The 16,773-nt window shown below is 48.3% G+C and carries 15 protein-coding genes; 4 read left to right on the forward strand and 11 right to left on the reverse strand.

The window, feature by feature from the left end; translation table 11 throughout:
• Positions 1 to 139 precede the first annotated feature (139 nt).
• The 9 genes from BSQ33_RS15485 to BSQ33_RS15525 all read right to left on the reverse strand — a co-directional run bounded on the left by BSQ33_RS15485 (position 140) and on the right by BSQ33_RS15525 (position 9,162).
• The gene (locus BSQ33_RS15485) at positions 140 to 955 is read right to left on the reverse strand and encodes a phosphodiesterase (protein ID WP_021018681.1); all 816 of its coding nucleotides are present in this window, start codon (positions 953 to 955) and stop codon (positions 140 to 142) included.
• Complete coding sequence (locus tag BSQ33_RS15490) at positions 949 to 2,034, reverse strand: ABC transporter ATP-binding protein (RefSeq protein WP_088134608.1); 1,086 nt, start codon at positions 2,032 to 2,034, stop codon at positions 949 to 951. Before BSQ33_RS15490 ends, BSQ33_RS15485 begins: the two co-directional genes overlap by 7 nt.
• A 27-nt stretch (positions 2,035 to 2,061) precedes the next feature.
• Positions 2,062 to 2,847 (reverse strand): ABC transporter permease, encoded by a 786-nt coding sequence (locus BSQ33_RS15495; RefSeq protein WP_021018683.1) that lies wholly within the window; start codon positions 2,845 to 2,847, stop codon positions 2,062 to 2,064.
• 3 nt (positions 2,848 to 2,850) lie between these two features.
• Positions 2,851 to 3,663: an ABC transporter permease gene (locus BSQ33_RS15500; protein ID WP_088134609.1), complete on the reverse strand. Its 813-nt coding sequence runs from the start codon at positions 3,661 to 3,663 to the stop codon at positions 2,851 to 2,853.
• A gap of 40 nt (positions 3,664 to 3,703) precedes the next feature.
• On the reverse strand, positions 3,704 to 4,675 hold the full coding sequence (locus BSQ33_RS15505) for an ABC transporter substrate-binding protein (RefSeq protein ID WP_420070637.1): 972 nt from the start codon (positions 4,673 to 4,675) through the stop codon (positions 3,704 to 3,706).
• A 38-nt stretch (positions 4,676 to 4,713) separates the two neighbouring features.
• On the reverse strand, positions 4,714 to 5,859 hold the full coding sequence (locus BSQ33_RS15510) for a substrate-binding domain-containing protein (RefSeq protein WP_088134474.1): 1,146 nt from the start codon (positions 5,857 to 5,859) through the stop codon (positions 4,714 to 4,716).
• Positions 5,860 to 6,220: 361 nt separating this feature from the next.
• Positions 6,221 to 6,571 (reverse strand): bactofilin family protein, encoded by a 351-nt coding sequence (locus BSQ33_RS15515; protein WP_021018687.1) that lies wholly within the window; start codon positions 6,569 to 6,571, stop codon positions 6,221 to 6,223.
• Positions 6,572 to 6,579: 8 nt separating this feature from the next.
• Positions 6,580 to 7,533, reverse strand: coding sequence for a M23 family metallopeptidase (locus BSQ33_RS15520; protein WP_021018688.1), 954 nt, complete (start codon positions 7,531 to 7,533; stop codon positions 6,580 to 6,582).
• A gap of 201 nt (positions 7,534 to 7,734) precedes the next feature.
• Complete coding sequence (locus BSQ33_RS15525; protein ID WP_088134475.1) at positions 7,735 to 9,162, reverse strand: S41 family peptidase; 1,428 nt, start codon at positions 9,160 to 9,162, stop codon at positions 7,735 to 7,737.
• 355 nt (positions 9,163 to 9,517) lie between these two features.
• Between BSQ33_RS15525 and BSQ33_RS15530 the strand changes: the two genes are divergently transcribed.
• Together BSQ33_RS15530 and BSQ33_RS15535 are read left to right on the forward strand one after the other, a co-directional pair.
• A complete protein-coding gene (locus BSQ33_RS15530; protein WP_021018690.1) occupies positions 9,518 to 9,793 on the forward strand; it encodes a DUF134 domain-containing protein in 276 nt (91 codons plus the stop codon).
• Between the two features lie 423 nt (positions 9,794 to 10,216).
• Positions 10,217 to 10,747, forward strand: coding sequence for a NifB/NifX family molybdenum-iron cluster-binding protein (locus BSQ33_RS15535; protein ID WP_021018691.1), 531 nt, complete (start codon positions 10,217 to 10,219; stop codon positions 10,745 to 10,747).
• 122 nt (positions 10,748 to 10,869) lie between these two features.
• Here BSQ33_RS15535 and BSQ33_RS15540 read toward each other — a convergent pair whose 3' ends face one another.
• Together BSQ33_RS15540 and BSQ33_RS15545 are read right to left on the reverse strand one after the other, a co-directional pair.
• Entirely contained in the window at positions 10,870 to 12,654 is a 1,785-nt protein-coding gene (locus BSQ33_RS15540) for an ABC transporter ATP-binding protein (RefSeq protein WP_021018692.1), read from the reverse strand.
• Positions 12,651 to 14,390, reverse strand: coding sequence for an ABC transporter ATP-binding protein (locus BSQ33_RS15545; RefSeq protein ID WP_088134476.1), 1,740 nt, complete (start codon positions 14,388 to 14,390; stop codon positions 12,651 to 12,653). The genes BSQ33_RS15540 and BSQ33_RS15545 overlap by 4 nt, the downstream gene beginning before the upstream one ends.
• A 580-nt stretch (positions 14,391 to 14,970) precedes the next feature.
• Between BSQ33_RS15545 and BSQ33_RS15550 the strand changes: the two genes are divergently transcribed.
• Together BSQ33_RS15550 and BSQ33_RS15555 are read left to right on the forward strand one after the other, a co-directional pair.
• Positions 14,971 to 16,029 carry an FAD:protein FMN transferase gene (locus tag BSQ33_RS15550; RefSeq protein ID WP_088134477.1) on the forward strand — a complete coding sequence of 353 codons (1,059 nt, stop codon included), beginning with the start codon at positions 14,971 to 14,973 and terminating at the stop codon, positions 16,027 to 16,029.
• Between the two features lie 90 nt (positions 16,030 to 16,119).
• Positions 16,120 to 16,773 carry a potassium channel family protein gene (locus BSQ33_RS15555; RefSeq protein WP_021019401.1) on the forward strand — a complete coding sequence of 218 codons (654 nt, stop codon included), beginning with the start codon at positions 16,120 to 16,122 and terminating at the stop codon, positions 16,771 to 16,773.

Genomic DNA, 16,773 nt, shown 5'->3' on the forward strand with positions numbered 1-16,773 from the left:
AATCCCGAATCAATTCGCTTCATGATACGGCAGTCATGTGTGGTGTTCTGGTTGTTGAAATAGGACGCAGTTCTCGTTTTGGGTGGGGTGGCCGGAATGTTAGCTTCAGGCCGCCCCAACCACGAGAGGTCAACATCCCCTAATCAATCAGACGGTGGTTGTCATCAAAGAACGGGTAAGGCCCGTCAACTGCATCGATATAACTGATATGGCTGCAAATGCCGCCGGGCTCCAGACGAAAGAGCTGAATCGCTCTTGGCTCCAGCGAGAAACAAGCCGGTGCCTGAGGATCCAAATCAAGCGTCACGGCATGACTATGCGACGGGCCGACCCAAACGGGGATCCGATGCCACGTTGCCACAATCGGGCGATGAACATGGCCGACGACAATGCCGGCAACATGCGGGTGAAACTGCAATACAGCATAGAGTTGATCGCTGTTTTGCAGATTTTGTACATCCATATGCTGTAAGCCAACCGCCATTGGTGGGTGGTGCATCAAGAGTAACGCCGGATGTGGCGCGACTGCCGCGAGTTGTTCATCAAGCCATTGGAGCGATGTTGGACTCAACATGCCATACGGTTGACCGGGGACAGATGTATCTAGCCCAATCAGTTGATAGCCGCCGAGCGATTCACTGAAGTTACAATACTCAGGTGTGTCAAACGTGAGCCACCCCTGCAACGCATCACGTAAGTGAGTTCTGTTGTCATGGTTGCCGGGAATCACTCGGACCGATGGTTTCAGGCGTTTGAGTTCGGCAACCAGCAATTGATACTCGCTAGGGTGGCCGAAATCTGCCAAGTCACCGGTGATGACCACTCGGTCCGGCATGGGGTTGAGCTGGTTGATATGGTCGATAGCGCGACGCAGGCAACCTAAGGTATCAACCTTTTGGTATGCCAGCTTTCCTGACTGTTTAATGTGTAAATCGGTTAACTGTGCGATTAACATTCACGATCTCCCAGAAAAACCAATCGCTGGGGCGCAATGGATAAATAAACGGGTTGGTCTGGCTGATAGTGACGTCGGGCAAAACAGTCGATCAACAATGGTTCATCAAGGCTGGCGATTTTCACCTGTACACGGGTCCGGTCACCCAAAAATGTACTGGTTTGAACTTCACCGAGGAGTGTCTCTTCGGTAGCTTCATCAAGGATTTGAATATCTTCCGGGCGGACCATCGCGGTGGCGGGGCGACCCTCATGGAGCTGAGCGCAATGTTGCTCGCTCAGGCGTAATTGCTGCGCCTGTCCCAGAACGAATACATCGTGTTCACGTTTGCCGTAAAAACAGTTGATCTGGCCGATAAAATCAGCCACGAAGTGATTATTGGGCGTCAGATAAATCTCTTCCGCACTGCCGATTTGCGCAATTTCACCATGCTCAAGAACCGCAATCCGATCCCCCATCACCATCGCTTCTTCCTGATCATGAGTGACATAAATCGCCGTGATACCTAACCGTTTGAGCATCTGATGGATTTCACCGCGCAGTCGCTGCTTAAGGCGGGCATCTAAGGCTGACAGGGGCTCATCAAGTAATAACACTTCCGGTTGGGTAATAATCGCCCGGGCCAGCGCGACGCGTTGACGTTGCCCGCCGGAGAGTTGGTGGATAGCACGTTCTGCATAGGGTTCAAGATCGAACATGGTTAGCATTTCTGCGACTTTGGCGTGTCGTTGTGCTTTGCTTTCGCCGCGCACCCGCAAACCATAGCCAATGTTTTCCCGGACATTCATATTCGGGAACAGTGCATAAGACTGAAATACCATCCCGACTTGGCGATGCTCGATGGGTTGATGCGTGACGTCACGCTCACCGAAATGGATCGCGCCGCCCTGATCGGCAAACTCTAGTCCGGCAATCAGGCGCAGGGTGGTGGTTTTGCCACAGCCGGAAGGGCCGAGCAGGACTAAAATCTCACCGGGTTCGACGTGTAAATCAAGAGGTTTGAGTGCCAATGTGCCATCAGCAAAGGTCTTCTGAACTTGATTCAGAGTAATTGCAACACTGGATTTCGCTATATTCATATGGATATCACTTTCATGCAGCATCGGTTAACGACGCTGAGTTTTTCGGTTAAACAGTTGGGCCAGAATCAGCAGCGGCAGGATCAGGCACAAAAAGATCAGGGTGTAGGCCGAACTCACTTCAAGACGCATCGACGCATAAGCATCCGCCAACCCGACCGGTAGCGTTTTGGTGAGGGGCGTGTGCAGCATCCAGGTGAGATTAAATTCACCGACGGAGAGGGTCAGTGTCATCAGCACGCCACTGATGATGCCGGTCATACAATTTGGCACGATAATATGCATAAATCGCTGTGAGAAGCGCGCTCCCAGACTGGCTGCACCTTCTTCCAACACGTGAAAGTTGATACTGGTGAGAATCGCCAGTACCGCTTTGACCATGAATGGCAAAGTAAAAATGACATGACCGACTAAGATGAACAGCCAACTGGAGCGGAAGTTGTGAAAGCCGCCGTAAATCGAAATCAGCCCCAGCGCAATCGCCATGCCCGGTATGGCAATCGGTAATGTCAGGCATTCTTCGAACCACAGCGCAAAACGATTGCGGTAGCGGGCGAGATAGTAAGCACACGGTACACCGACGATCACGTTAATACAGGTGGTGGCTAACGCAATTTGTAATGTCAGCCAGACCGTATCGGCATACATCGACCAGACTTGTTCAACCCAACGTAACGTGAGCCCGCTTTTCAGACCGACGAAATAGTTCTCGGTTAAACCTGCCATGACGGACATCACCACGGGGATAATCAAAAATGCGCACACCAGCATGGTAAAGATCAGTTGTGCGTAGAAATAACGATTTTTGTCCATATGTCAGCCTCCCATGTTCAGGGATGTCGCCCCTTTCATCCGTGCCAGTGCGAGACACAGCCATGTCACCGCACCCAATATCAGACTCAATGCTGCCGCCATGGCGAAATTGGCATTCAAGGTAAACTCCGTATAGATGGTCATCGGCAGCACATTGATGTCGGTTGCCAGTGAGAAGGCGGTGCCGAACGCGCCCATCGACGTTGCAAAACAGATTGAGCCGGAAGAAATCAGGCCGGGCGTTAAAGCCGGCAGGGTGATATCCCGCAGGATTTGCCAGCGACCGGCACCCAGTGAGCGTCCTGCTTCAACCAGATGATGATCGAGTTTTTCGGCCGCACCCATGACGGTCAGCACTACACGCGGAATCGAGAAATAGAGATAGCCGAGAAACAGCCCCGCCATCGTATAAGCAAACACCCAACGTTCGCCAACCAGTGCGAGACTCGTCTGAGCGATAATCCCCTGTCGGCCTGCCAGCATGATGACGAAAAAGCCAATCACGACCCCCGGAAAGGCCAGCGGAAAACTCAGCATGGCAATCAGGAGTGATTTACCGCGAAACTGGTAGCGGGTTAAAAACAGCCCCGAGATCGTCGCAATCACCAAACTGACGAAGGTCACAATGGCTGACAGGACAATCGTCGAGAGCAGGCTGCGGTAGTACGTCGGTTGGGTGAAAATTGACCAGTAGGGCAGCCCCGTACCATCGGCCAGCGATAGCCAGACGAGCTTTCCGACGGGCAGTAGAAAAAAAGCCAGACTGATAATCAATGCCGGGAGCAGTAACATCAGCCGTGAAAAATCGTGCTTCATCATAAAATGAAGGGTGGTGTTGCCACCACCCAGCCTGTGATTATTTAACTTCATTCAGATAACGTTGTGCAAAGGCGTTCTGTGCCTGTGACATCTTGGCAAAATCGACTGCCTGTGCCCGTTGATAGTCCGCATCCGGCAGGAATTTCGCGCGAGTTGCGGCGCTCATTGCCGAAGGGATAACCGGACGAAGATAGGCATCGGCCCACAACCGTTGCCCTGCATCAGAGAGCACGAAGTCGAGCACTTTGCGACCATTCTCAGGGTGAGGCGAGTTTTTCACTTTACTCATGACGTAAGGCACAACAATGGTTCCTTCTTTGGGGATCACAAACTCAACCGGGGCCTTATCGTTATATTTGGCCCGATAGGCGTTAAAGTCATAGTCAAGCAGAATCGGGATCTCGCCTGAAACCACGCGCGCGTATGAGGTTTGTTTGGGTACGATTGGGTGGTTTTTACGCAGGGCTTGGAAATAGTGAATGGCCGGAGTGAAGTCATCCATATTGCCGCCCATGGCTTGGTTGATCGCCACGGCACTGGCATAACCGACAAACGCGCTGGTTGGATCTAAATAACCGATCATCCCCCGGTATTCCGGTTTGAGTAAATCTTGCCATGACTGAGGCACCGGTGCGCCATCGAGGGCTGCTTTATTGACAAAAAAGCCCAAGGTGCCGGAATGAATCGCAAACCAGTAGCCTTGCGGATCTTTCAACCCTGCCGGAATTTTGTCCCAATTATGTGGTTTATACGGTTCGACGACCCCTTTCTGAGCCGCGTGAATGCCAAAAGAAACACCGTAGTAGACTACATCTGCAACCGGGTTGTCTTTTTCTGCGACGAGCTGAGACAAAGACTGTCCTGAGTTTTTGTTATCAATGGGGATATTGATACCTAATTTATCTTTAATCTGTTGTAACTGGCCGCCCCAGTTAGCCCATTCCGGCGGACAGTTATAACAAATGGCATCGGCTGCCTGCACACTACCGGCAATCAAGCCGGTTGCCATCAGCGCCAAAGTAGCAATATGTTTTAATTTCATAACAATCATCCTATTGATTGAATTGATTCAAAGTGAGGTTTAACCGGCGCAACGGTCCCTGTGAGGCTGAGCTCATAGGGTAGTTCTCGTTGACGTGGTAAAGCGGTGTGGTGTTTCGAATTTAAAAGTAAATCAACGGCAAGATGTCCCATTTGTAGGTGGGGGACCTTCACCGTTGCCAAAGCAGGGTAGGTGATTTGTCCGAGTGACATACCGTCGAACCCGACTACGGAGGTCTCTTCGGGAACGCGTATCCCGGTGTGGCGTAGGTGACGGATGAGTTTCAGCGCAATAAGGTCATTGCTGCAAAACCAAGCACTCGGGCGGTTATTGAACGAGGGATTATTGAACAAGGGAGTATTTGACGGAGCATGGTTTAGCGAGGCGTTGTTTGACGAATCATAGTTTGACGGATCGTTGTTTAACGGATCATTGTTTAACCCAAAACGGTGCGTTAGTGACTGTTCAAGGTCGGTGAATGGAGCGTCCGCCATCGGATCTATTTCCAGTAACGTCAGCAACCGGGCCTGTTTATCCTGAGCAATGCGAGCTTTGAAGCCTTCATAACGCAATTGCGCCCGGTCAGAACGATTGAACTGGCCTGCGACCATTCCGAGTTTGTGATGGCCGAGTTTGAGCAAGTGATCTGCGACATCCCAGCCGGCTTGATAATTATTGACGTACACCGTGGCATCATCAGCGGTAAACTGGTTGTGGACCAAACTGAGCGGGAAGTTGAATTCTTTCAGTAGCGACAAGGCTTGATTGTTGTCGATGCTGGCGACGGTCAGGATGACACCACTGACGCGTTGGCGAATGAAATCGACCACGGCTTGGTGTTCACGCGCTTGGTGATATTCGGTGTCGATAATGATGGTCGAGTAGCCAAAGTGACGGGCTCTTGCTTGAATCCCTGCGACGATCTCAGCAAATACCGGATTGAGTAAACTGGGGATCAGGACACCAATGGTCGGATTGTGGTTGAGTGCGACGCGAGTCGATTTCTGTTTTGGATGATAGCCGGTTAAGTGCACGACTTTCTCAATCCGCTCACGCGTCTGATGACATATCAGCTCATTGCCATTGAAGTAACGCGATATGGTTGCCGGAGATACATTGGCAAGTGCTGCAATATCTTTAATGTTCATCATTTCCCTCCCAAGTATTGCAGCAAGGTTAGGAATCGCAGGTGACGTATTTATGACAAAAAATCGACGGGATATATCATTTTGTCAGAGTGTTTTTGCTTTTTCGCGACATGTTTTCTCAAGATCGTCGATGAAATATTATCGTTTCATTCACAAGTTATGACAGATACAGAAAATTATTACTGAGTTAAATATTATTTATAATGAGATTTTGATCACATTTTGAGGGGCTTGGTTATCAATGGCGTGATTATCCGTGTTGCTCAACCTGACAGTCCCGCGACGGGGACTGTCAGATCGGTGTTGCGTCGGACATAGAATGAGCACCTTCAGCAATCTTACCTAAAACAAAGAGGTGACTTGATTAGGATGACGATCCTTGTTGCGCTTTTTTGTTGTGCGGTGCTTTAGCCGGTGCAGTTAAACTTTCAGTTGTTTTGGCTTCCTGAAAATCGACGACTTGTTGTTCCGGAGCCGGTTTGGTCACGCCATTGAAGCGTCCGCCTTGTTCAATGCTGATATCGTCAGTATAGAGTGTGCCATCGACACGGCCTTTACTTAAGATTTCAACACGAGTGGCATAGCAGGTGCCGTTGAAACAACCGTTGACGATAATGTGCTCGGCATAAATTTCACCACTTGCAGAGCCGGACTCACTGATGATGAGCGTTTTATCCGTCTGGATTTGGCCTTCAATCTTGCCATCTACCTGCATATTGCTTTCTACTCTGAACTGGCCATTAATGGTGCAGCCTTCAGCGATGAGAGTTGTAACTGAGCACTGACTCTTTGCTCGACGTTGTTTATCAAAGATTCCCATCTTACTCCTCCAACTTTTGTAAATATCGTATCAAAATTATTAATTCCCCAGTTCACAAAGGGTTTGGGATTTAACGAGCGGCCAACAAAACGAATTTCATAATGGAGGTGTGGTCCGGTACTCAATCCAGAATTACCCACGTAACCAATGAGATCGCCCTTGTTGACGAACTCACCCATTTTGACAGCAAATTTATTCATATGAGAATAAGAGCTGGAAAATCCGAATGAATGTCTCAATCTTAGATAATTTCCAGAACCTTTGACCAGGCTGGGGCGCACAACTTCGACCACACCGTCGGCTGGCGCATAAATCTTGGTGCCTTTTGGCGCTGAAAAATCCTGACCGCGATGGAATTCACTTTTTCCGGTTACCGGATTAATCCGGCGGCCATAATCGGAAGACATTCTGGATTTGAGAACCGGGTAGCCGTTCGGGATCTGATTCAGTAGCACCATACGAACAGAAGAGGTGATCGCTGCGGTATCTAATCGGGATTCAAGTGTGGCATCGTCGGAGTCACTGACACCGAGAACTTTTTCCAAATCACCCAGACGATCCGAGACTGTCTGCATTTTCTCTTCACGATCAAGCAGCTCACTCTGTAAGCCGACCTTTAGTTTTTTGAGTGAGGCGACATCTTCAGAAAGTGACATCGACTGATTTTCTAGCTCTTTTTGCTTTGATTTAGCAAAATCCACTTCGTTCATCAGGTAATAAATGATCCCGGCAGTACCAATAATGGCTGCCATCAGGATATAACCAGCACTCTTAATAAATTTCTGATACCAACGGCCGACATAGAAATGATGGGTTCCGTTGATAGAAGATACTGATATAACGAGGTTCTCTTTCATACATCATCAGCATTTGCAAATACAATGTCAGGATTCTATCAGTTTTCTGTCAATGATTAAATTTTCATCAGTGATCTTGAGTGGAAAAATGCAACATTGTGTAACTTTCGTGTAAACGATGCGCAGAAGCACCGACATGCATATGGCTGGCCGGTGCGGCTCTCACTCAAAAATAATTGTTTTGCATGATTGAAGGTAATTTCAGTGTGACAGTTGATGGATCGCCTGACTTAATGCCGCATCCCGATGATCGCTGAGATCAGCCAGCGTAAAAGGTATCATCGGGATATCCGGTTGCATTCCCTTCGCTTCATAAGATTGATACTGAGCATCGATATAGACTTCATTCGATAAAGTAAGTTGCCAACCATTGGGCAGTGTTTTCACCAAAGCATCGGATAAAGAGCCGTTGCTCGTTTCTCCCATGAGAGTCACTTGTGGGAGCGTTTTCATCATCATCAGAAACACTTCTCCGGCACTCACGGTACTGCCGCTCACCAAAATGATGACTGGGTGCGTATAAGCGGGTGAATTGAGTGGCGTCGGTAATTCGAGCCAATGGATCTCACCGTCACCTGCATTGGTTCGGGTAAATTTACCGATGACTCGCTGAGCAATCGGATTAAAACGACTGGCCAGCGCCAGTGAGACACCGTCGGCACCACCGCCATTGAAGCGCATATCAATGATCATGGCATTCGTATCACGCATCTCCTGCATAGCCTGATCCATGACCTGCGCCATACTGCCCACCCATTGATCAGGATCATCTGGGTTCTCTCCCGTATCCAAGAGCATCATATTCGGGCGAAAATAACCAATACTTCCTTGATTGAACGTGCCCCAGACGATGCGTTCCGCACCATATAAAGTATCTGCTGAGCTGCCATTGATGACTCGTACACTGCCGGAATCCATCATTTGCTGTTGAGTCTGGGAGACTTGCGCCAGACTGTTGGCAATATAGGTATCGAAGTCGCTGACTGCGGTTTGATTGAGAAAGCCTTGTTGCAGTGTCCGTAACACACCTTTCGGTGGGGCGGGAGAATACTCTTCATCACCATCAGTCAGAGAGACATGATCATCGGAAAAGCCACCGAGTGACGTTTTGATTACCGCGAGTAATTCACTGTCGGTCATGTTGGTACTCAAATTCGCTGCTGCTTGCTGATAGACCTCGTCCCAGTCGATACCGCGTTCCTCAAAGAAAGCATAATAGTCATGCATAATTGCCCAGAAAAAACGATAGACCTCAAGGGGAGAGGTCTGCGTATCGAATAATTGTCCGGGTTGGCACATGGCGGGTAATGCGGACAGGCGTTCAAATTGCTGCACAAAAGGACGTGCTATTTGGTGTGACGTCAGGTTCATACCGTCATCAGAGAGCGTCGCATTGGGAAAGTAGGTGGCTTGCATGGCTGTTTTGGTCATCGTTTCTGCCAACACACAGCCCTCACTGTTAAATTGATAGATTTTACTTTCAGTATCGTTCAACTGATAAATGTCACCGTATCCCGTATGTTTCCACACCCCATCAAAATGCGCTGAAGCATGACAAGCAGAGAATAAAGTGAGGGGCATAATGCAGACAAACCGGCAAGTATATTTGATCCATGAAATTGAAATCATCGTTGTATCCTATTGTATCTTAACTATTTGATATTAAATTTGGGGGATGAAAACCAGCCGGATTACATTAAATCAATGCTAAGAACAAAAGTGTGAAAAAGTGATAGAAGCGACAATCAGACACAATTTGTCTGACAGTCGGTTTACTCAGAATATAAGGCGATGAGAATGGCATACGTTGATGTGTTGTTGTGCGGGATGCGTCGTTGTTGTTCAAAACCGTCATGTCGATATTAATAATATGCACCTGTCTCGACCTGTCAGTCACAATGAGTGTTATAGAAACTATCGGTTTTGCCATTGTTCGATTAAGATAGCGGATGATTTGTTGATACATACATTGAAGGATTCATCGATGGGGCGGAATAAAATTCCTCGTGTTATTTGTGGTAAACCTGCGGATAGTTGTTTCAAACCGAACGGCATTCCGATGAGCCAGCTTGAGCATCTTGACTTAGCTGCCGATGAATTTGAAGCATTGCGCTTGGTTGATTTACAAGGGATGCATCAGCAGGATGCGGCTGCCGCAATGGGGGTTTCCCGACAAACGCTGGCAAATTTGGTCAAAGCTGCCCGTTTTAAAGTCGCGGACTGCTTAGTCAATGGCAAAGCGCTCATGATGAGCCATTAAATCATCCGCCTCTCTACTTTCTGACTGCCCGCTTTTCGGACAAATGCTGCCCAGAGGGGTCATCTGAACAAAATTCAACCACGACAGGTCAACAGCCCCTAGGCATGCCGCATCAACGGTATGTCCGGTTATTGGTATCCGTGACGAACCTGTCTTTCTGGTTTCTTGATACATCGCTCACATCCTCCTGTTACGTCACTCTGTGGGGCGTTATCCGGCACTTTCTGAAAATTTATAATTTGCATATGCCAAAAAATAGGACTATAAATAGCATATGCTAATTAATTGAGGTGCCGAGCCTCACGCTGTCGATGACAAGGCAGCACTGGTGAGCACCGTTTTTATTTCGATCAAACGCTTATTTCGACCAAGCTCATTTTGTCGGTTGGGTTTGATCAACACTCAGTACAGGAGTTATTTCTGATGATTATTGCTATCCCGATGAAAGAAGACCGAATTGCCAACCATTTTACCAAAGCTGACCATTTTCTTTTTATGGATGAGTCTGGTGAGGTCGTGGGGCAGAAACCCAATCCTGCACAACATGCTGGTTGTGCGGGGAAGTCCGCATTACTGGCATTACTCCAGAGCGAGCAGGTTGAGCGAGTGATTGTCCGTCAGATTGGGCAGCGGATGCTGGGGCGGTTGCTTGAAAGCCAGTTGGCGGTGTTTCAAACGCATACAGGCCGCCAGACGTTACAGCACATTGTCCAGACCGGTGCGGAACTGGTTCCGCTCACGGATGCAGAGCAGGGGCGTCAGTCTGTAAATTATCAAACGAAGCAACAGCAAGGCGGTTGTTGCGGACATCATCAGCATGGACATCATGATCACGCCCATGGTCAGGGACATCGTTGTTGTGAGACAGGTGAGCAGCATCGTGGGTGTGGTGCCCATGAAAACGGTGAACATCATCAACATCGATCTGGCAAAGGGCGCTGTTGTCACCATTGAAGAGATTGTCACCATTGAATAGGCTGTTGCCATTGAATAGCTTGTCACCCCTGAAAATGCATAACAATGAGAGCCATATGGCTCTCATTTCTGTGGTGGAAGATTTGATATCGGTGACGTTGTCACTTAGCGGCTTGAGCCACGCGTTTCTCCTGCTGTTGTAATTGATACATGGCACGATATCGACCTTGAGGTAGCGCCATAAGCTGGTGATGGTCACCTTGTTCGATTAAGTGGCCATGATCCAGTACCAGAATTTGATCGGCATGACGAATGGTGGACAAGCGGTGGGCAACCACAATCAATGTGACCTGACCTTGCAGATCGTTCAGCGCCCGCTGGACAACCTGTTCCGTTTCACTATCAACATTCGCGGTGGCTTCATCCAGTAACAATACCTTAGGTGAGCCTGCCAAAGCACGCGCAATAATCAGTTGCTGACGTTGTCCGGTTGAGAGCCGTAAGCCGCCTTCGCCGAGCTGTGTGTGGTAACCCTCGCTCATGGCAATAATCACATCATGCAAATGCGCCTGACGCGCGGCACGTCGTACGGCTGACTCACTTAAGTTCCGCCCCATATCGATGTTATCGAATATGGTGGTGGCAAGAATAAACGGATCCTGTGGAATAAAACTGACACCTTGACGTAAGGCATCATGACTATAGTGATCAAGGGGATGCTCATCAATACAGATCGTGCCAGACTGGGGCTGATAGAAGTTGAGTAACAGACTCATTAAGGTACTTTTACCACTGCCGGTATGCCCGACAATGGCAAAGAATTGTCCGGCATTGATTTCGGCATTGATATCCTGCAACACCGGATGATTATTGTGGTAGGCAAAATTCAAGTTTTTGATACTCAGATGTCCGGCATCAATCTTGGAAAGGGTGCCTTTTTCGGGCTTTGCCGAAGATTCTTGCAGCAGTTCATAGACTCGGTTACCGGCGACAATGGCTTGCTGATATAGTCCGAAACGTTGGGTAATCTCGATTAATGGCTCTGAGAATCTTCCCAAATAGTTGAGGTAAGCGTATAGCACCCCGATTTCTGCGACTCCCTGAACCACTTGCAGACCAAAAAACCACACCACACCACCCAGCACTATAATACTGAATAAGTTGATTGCCGGGCGGAGCAGCAAGGATGAAATCGTCACGGTTTTCAGCCGGGTATCGTAGTAATGCGCATTAATCTGATCAAACTGAGACAGTTTCGCCTGTTGTTGATTCGTTGCCTGAATCACGGTCATACCGCTAATCGATTCATTCATTGTGGCGTTAATGTCTGAACGTAAACGGCGGCTGTCGGTGACGTTTTTGACACTGAAACGCTGATACAAATAAATTAATCCGACCACTGTCGGCAGCAGCATGAGGGCAACCAGCATCAGTTGCATGTCCAAAATCGCCATGGCAATCAAAATACCAATCAGCAGAATGATATTGGTCAGGACATTCGATAAAAACTGCACATAAATATCTTTAATTGATTCGGTATCGTTGGTAATCCGGCTCACCAGCTGACCAGTACGGGCGTAATCGAAATACGACATTGGTAAAGACAGGACATGCTTAAACACCCGTTTGCGAATATCAAGCACTGCGTACAATGCCATATCCAGAAAACGCAGCGTTTGTCGATATTTGAGGTAAGTTCCCACGATTGTTGACAGAATAAACAAACTGATAATGCCGACAATCGGCCAGAACGGATAATGATCCGGCACAATGAAGTCATCGATAAATACTTTGCTCAATAGCGGCCCTAACACCTCAAATCCCGTCGCAATTACAACCAGAATTAAGGTTTTAATCAATAAAGCTTTGTCTGCGAAAACATAACTCATCAATAGGCGTAGTGAGCCTGCGTGTTTATCATCCTGCTTAGAACTCTTGGTACTCATGAGGATGTACTCTCCATCGCCTGTTCCATTTGTTGATAGGCTGCCATTCGTGAATACCAGCCGTCACCTGCAACTAATTGTTGATGTTTGCCTCTCTCAATCACTTCACCATGGGCCATGACAATAATTTCATCTGCATGTTCTACAGCGGATAAGCGGTGACTGACAATGATGAGTGTCTGAGCTTTTCGTCGCCGCAGATGCTGAATGATGATTTTTTCCGTCCGGATATCAACGGCTGAGAGCGCATCATCCAGAATGAGGAGCGGTGCATCACTGATCAATGCCCGGGCAATCGAAATCCGTTGTCGCTGTCCCCCGGATAGCGTCACGCCGCGTTCCCCGACGGTGGTCTGGTAGCCATCGGGGAATTGGCGGATATCATCATCAATCGCGGCTAATTTAGCGGCTTGATAGACTTGTTCATCGGTGGCTGTGGGGCGTCCCATGCGAATATTTTCCATGATCGTCGCACTGAACAAAAATGCATCCTGAGGAACATAGGCATAAAGAGCCCGCAGTTGAGCCAGTGGAATCTGGCGTAGTGGTGTGCCACCAATTTGTATGGCACCTTCTCCGGATTCCCAGTAGCGCATCAAAAGCTGGAGTAGGGTTGATTTCCCTGCACCAGTGGCACCGACAATCCCGAATACGCGGTTTTCTCTCAAGCGAAACGAAACATTCTTCAAGCTCGGTTGAGAGATATTCGGGTAATGAAATGTCAGATGGCTGACCGTTACCCGATATCCTCTGGGGGTGAACTGACCGTGGTCTTCAATAGTATCGGGTAAGGTGAGTAATTCATCGAGACGTTCAATGGCCGCATTCCCGCGTTGCAATATGTTCATTAACCAGCCAAAGGCATACATCGGCCAGATCAATTCTGACAAATACAATGTGAAACTGGTTAATTGTCCGACAGTTAAGCGGCCTTCGTGAATTTGCCAGCCGCCGGCAAGTAAGACGATGAGTAAAGCCGCGCCAAGACTCAATTGAATGATGGGATCAAACAAGGCTTCAGAACGCTGCACTTTATAGGTGCTGTTGGCTGCCTGTTCTGCAATCTGGTCAAACTGTTCGGCTTCGATGGACTCTCTGCCCATTGATTTGATCATACGAATGCCAGCCATGGCTTGCTGGGTCTGCTCATTCAATGAGGAAAAACGGTCAAGTGTGGTCTTGAACTGGTGATGAATCTGGCTGGACAGGCGGTAAAAGCCAATCCCCATCAATGGAAAGGGGAGGATGGCTAAGGCTGCTAACCGCCAGTCGATAAAAATAAACATCATCACGAGGACCAGAATAAAGGTCAGCAGCCCGTCAAAGCCCGATAGAATCCCTTCACCCGCCGCGATTTCAACGGCATCAATATCATTGGTCGCGCGCGCCATCAAATCACCGGTTGAGTGGTGATTATAGAATGCCTGCCCTTGCCGGGTCAGGCGTTGATAAAACTGCTGGCGTAACAGATTGCCCAGTTTATAGGATGTGCCGAATAACATGCGTCGCCAGCCATAACGGAGCAGGTAGACGATGATACTGGCGAGCAATAAACCGAGCAGGTCGTATTTGGCTTGCGCCATGGTACGAGTTTCGAGCAGGTGGTCAATGATTTGACCAATAAACCATGGAATAGCCATGTTGATCAGCGCGACGATGACGAGCATCAGTAACGCGAATGTGTAAGTCAGCCAATAGCGGCGAAAAAACCATCCCAAGTGTTGAAATAATTGCATGTAATTTTTATCCGGATAAGCGAGTGAGCGTTGCTTTTTCTAGGCTGCCCATATTGAGTCGGTTTCATTGTCTACCGGAACATTCTTACGTAAACCAAGTCACCTTGTCTAGGGACTGTTGACCTTTCGTGATGGTTTTTGCAGCAATTTGTCGTGCATTTAGTCAAGGCAGGTCATGTGAAGTGTAGCGATCTACATGAACCATGACCTAACGCTGGATAAATGAGCGACAAATGCTGCCCAGAGGGTTCATCTGAACGTGTCTTGCTCTTTGTTACGGGTCATTTGCTTAGGATAGCTAAGCGGCATGCCCCGCGCCGCGATCAATACCCGTTCAGATTGAACAAAATTCAACCACGAAAGGTCAGCAGCCCCTAGTCAGGCGTCCTGAACTTGCTTTTATGCTGTCGCATGGTTGGCATGATTGCGGTTGTTACGCGACTCGAAATCCCCCGGTGCTGAGTGATTTTTTGGCTGTGAAGTCAATGTTTTTGGGGCGTATCCCCGATACTTTGGGTATAGTAATCTTTTCTGCCTACCGTTAAACTTTGTCCAATTTTTTTAGCAATCAGGTTGTTTTATGTTTACCCAAAGAATGTTGTTGAACCGTTTTCGTTGTGTTGTTGCGCTGGTGTGCCTTGTTATGGTGACGGCCTGTAGCCGGACACCTGAGTTACAAAAGTTGGAAGGTTATGCACAGGGAACAACCTATCATATCAGCTGGTGGTCAGCGTCGGATGTTTCGAGCGATGACATTCGTCCGCTGTTTGATCAGCAATTGGCGAATATTGATAAAGAGTTATCGACTTATCGGAATGATTCTTATATTTCAACATTTAATCAAAGCACCTCAACTCAGTGGCAACCTGCTTCAGATGATTTCTTACGACTCCTGAGTATTGCTCGGAAAATCAATCAGAAAACCCAGGGGTGCTATGATCCGACTATCGGGCCGTTATTCAATTTGTGGGGATTCAGAAAGCATGATTTCAAAGTACCGGATAGTCAGCAAATCGCAGCCGTGAAAGCCGAGGTTGGGTTGGACAAAATTCAGGTTGATGAACAGGGCAAACGCATTCGTAAAACTTTACCCCAGGTACAGATCGATTTTTCTTCGATGGGAGAAGGCTATACGATTGGTAAGCTCAGTGCGATTCTGGAATCTCACGGGGTTAGCAATTATTTGGTGGAGTTTGGCGGAGATATGAAAATCAAAGGTCACAAACCCGATGGTTCGAAGTGGCGTATTGCCATTGAACGCCCAATTCATAAAGAGGCTGATATTCAGCCTTATAAAATTGTGACGATTCAGGATGAACAAGGTGTGACGCTCGATACATCAGGGACTTATCGCCGTTCTTTTGATGCTGATGGTCAGTCATACTCGCATATTCTTGACCCGCGCACCGGGGCTTCTGTGACGCATGATTTGGTGTCTGCATCAGTATTCGGCCAGACCCCCGCAGAAAGTGATGCCTGGGCCACGGCAATGTTATGTCTTGGGCCGAAAGCAGGGTATCAGGTCGCGCAGCGGGAAAATCTAGAGGTGTTCTTTATTCGTGCAGAACAAGGCAAATTTATTGATCAGCAGAGTTCGGCTCTCGAGCATTCCAAACGAGTGATGTTCACTCAGGAGTAAATCTGAGAATGAACGCCGAAGGGACATATCAGTTAATACTCGCGATGAGTAACGGCAAATACAGGGCGACCTGAGGAAAAGGTGAAAAGTATGGCACATTTTACGGTGATTGGTTTAGGGCGGTTTGGCGTGGCAACAAGTCTGGAGTTGATCAATCTCGGGCATACCGTGACCGGCGTCGATCGAAATCCGAAAATCGCTGAGTTGTATGTCGAAGATCTGACGCAATCAATCATTTGTGATGTGACCGATGAACATGCCCTCAGGGAGCTGGAACTGGCAGCGAGTAGTGCCGTGCTCGTTGCGATTGGTGAAGAGCTGGAATCGAGCCTGCTGTGTATTCTGGCGTTAAAGAATCTGGGTGTAAAAGAGATTTGGGTGAAGGCTAGCTCTAGAGCCCATCATAACATTGTGTCAAAGCTTGGTGTGGCGAGGATTATTCACCCTGAAGAAGAGATGGGAGTGCGAATCGCACAGGCTCTCAATTATCCAATGGTGAATAATTACCTGGCGATCGGCAATGGCTTATATGTCGTGGATATTGAAGTGAAGTCGGGACTGCATCACCAGCCAGTTTCGACCTTGCTGGATAAAGCGCAAGGCAAGGTTGAAGCGATTTTGGTGAAACGCGGGCGAGACACATTTACCCGCCTGACGAATGATTTTCTCTTACAGGAAAATGATACATGTTTGTTGTGCGGGAGCAGAGAAGCGTTAGAGCATATTGCGCCAAGGTTGGTGTGA

The sequence above is a fragment of the Vibrio gazogenes genome (genome assembly GCF_002196515.1).
In the GTDB taxonomy this organism is placed as follows: domain Bacteria; phylum Pseudomonadota; class Gammaproteobacteria; order Enterobacterales; family Vibrionaceae; genus Vibrio; species Vibrio gazogenes_A.

Excerpts from the sequence above, each read along its gene's own strand:
- BSQ33_RS15555 (WP_021019401.1), top strand. The coding sequence starts at position 16,120 with ATGGCACATTTTACGGTGATTGGTTTAGGGCGGTTTGGCGTGGCAACA.
- BSQ33_RS15540 (WP_021018692.1), bottom strand. The coding sequence starts at position 12,654 with ATGAGTACCAAGAGTTCTAAGCAGGATGATAAACACGCAGGCTCACTA.
- BSQ33_RS15515 (WP_021018687.1), bottom strand. The coding sequence starts at position 6,571 with ATGCAGGTAGATGGCAAGATTGAAGGCCAAATCCAGACGGATAAAACG.
- BSQ33_RS15510 (WP_088134474.1), bottom strand. The coding sequence starts at position 5,859 with ATGATGAACATTAAAGATATTGCAGCACTTGCCAATGTATCTCCGGCA.
- BSQ33_RS15505 (WP_420070637.1), bottom strand. The coding sequence starts at position 4,675 with ATGGCAACCGGCTTGATTGCCGGTAGTGTGCAGGCAGCCGATGCCATT.
- BSQ33_RS15530 (WP_021018690.1), top strand. The coding sequence starts at position 9,518 with ATGGGGCGGAATAAAATTCCTCGTGTTATTTGTGGTAAACCTGCGGAT.
- BSQ33_RS15545 (WP_088134476.1), bottom strand. The coding sequence starts at position 14,390 with ATGCAATTATTTCAACACTTGGGATGGTTTTTTCGCCGCTATTGGCTG.
- BSQ33_RS15490 (WP_088134608.1), bottom strand. The coding sequence starts at position 2,034 with ATGAATATAGCGAAATCCAGTGTTGCAATTACTCTGAATCAAGTTCAG.
- BSQ33_RS15525 (WP_088134475.1), bottom strand. The coding sequence starts at position 9,162 with ATGATTTCAATTTCATGGATCAAATATACTTGCCGGTTTGTCTGCATT.
- BSQ33_RS15550 (WP_088134477.1), top strand. The coding sequence starts at position 14,971 with ATGTTTACCCAAAGAATGTTGTTGAACCGTTTTCGTTGTGTTGTTGCG.
- BSQ33_RS15520 (WP_021018688.1), bottom strand. The coding sequence starts at position 7,533 with ATGAAAGAGAACCTCGTTATATCAGTATCTTCTATCAACGGAACCCAT.
- BSQ33_RS15500 (WP_088134609.1), bottom strand. The coding sequence starts at position 3,663 with ATGAAGCACGATTTTTCACGGCTGATGTTACTGCTCCCGGCATTGATT.
- BSQ33_RS15535 (WP_021018691.1), top strand. The coding sequence starts at position 10,217 with ATGATTATTGCTATCCCGATGAAAGAAGACCGAATTGCCAACCATTTT.
- BSQ33_RS15495 (WP_021018683.1), bottom strand. The coding sequence starts at position 2,847 with ATGGACAAAAATCGTTATTTCTACGCACAACTGATCTTTACCATGCTG.
- BSQ33_RS15485 (WP_021018681.1), bottom strand. The coding sequence starts at position 955 with ATGTTAATCGCACAGTTAACCGATTTACACATTAAACAGTCAGGAAAG.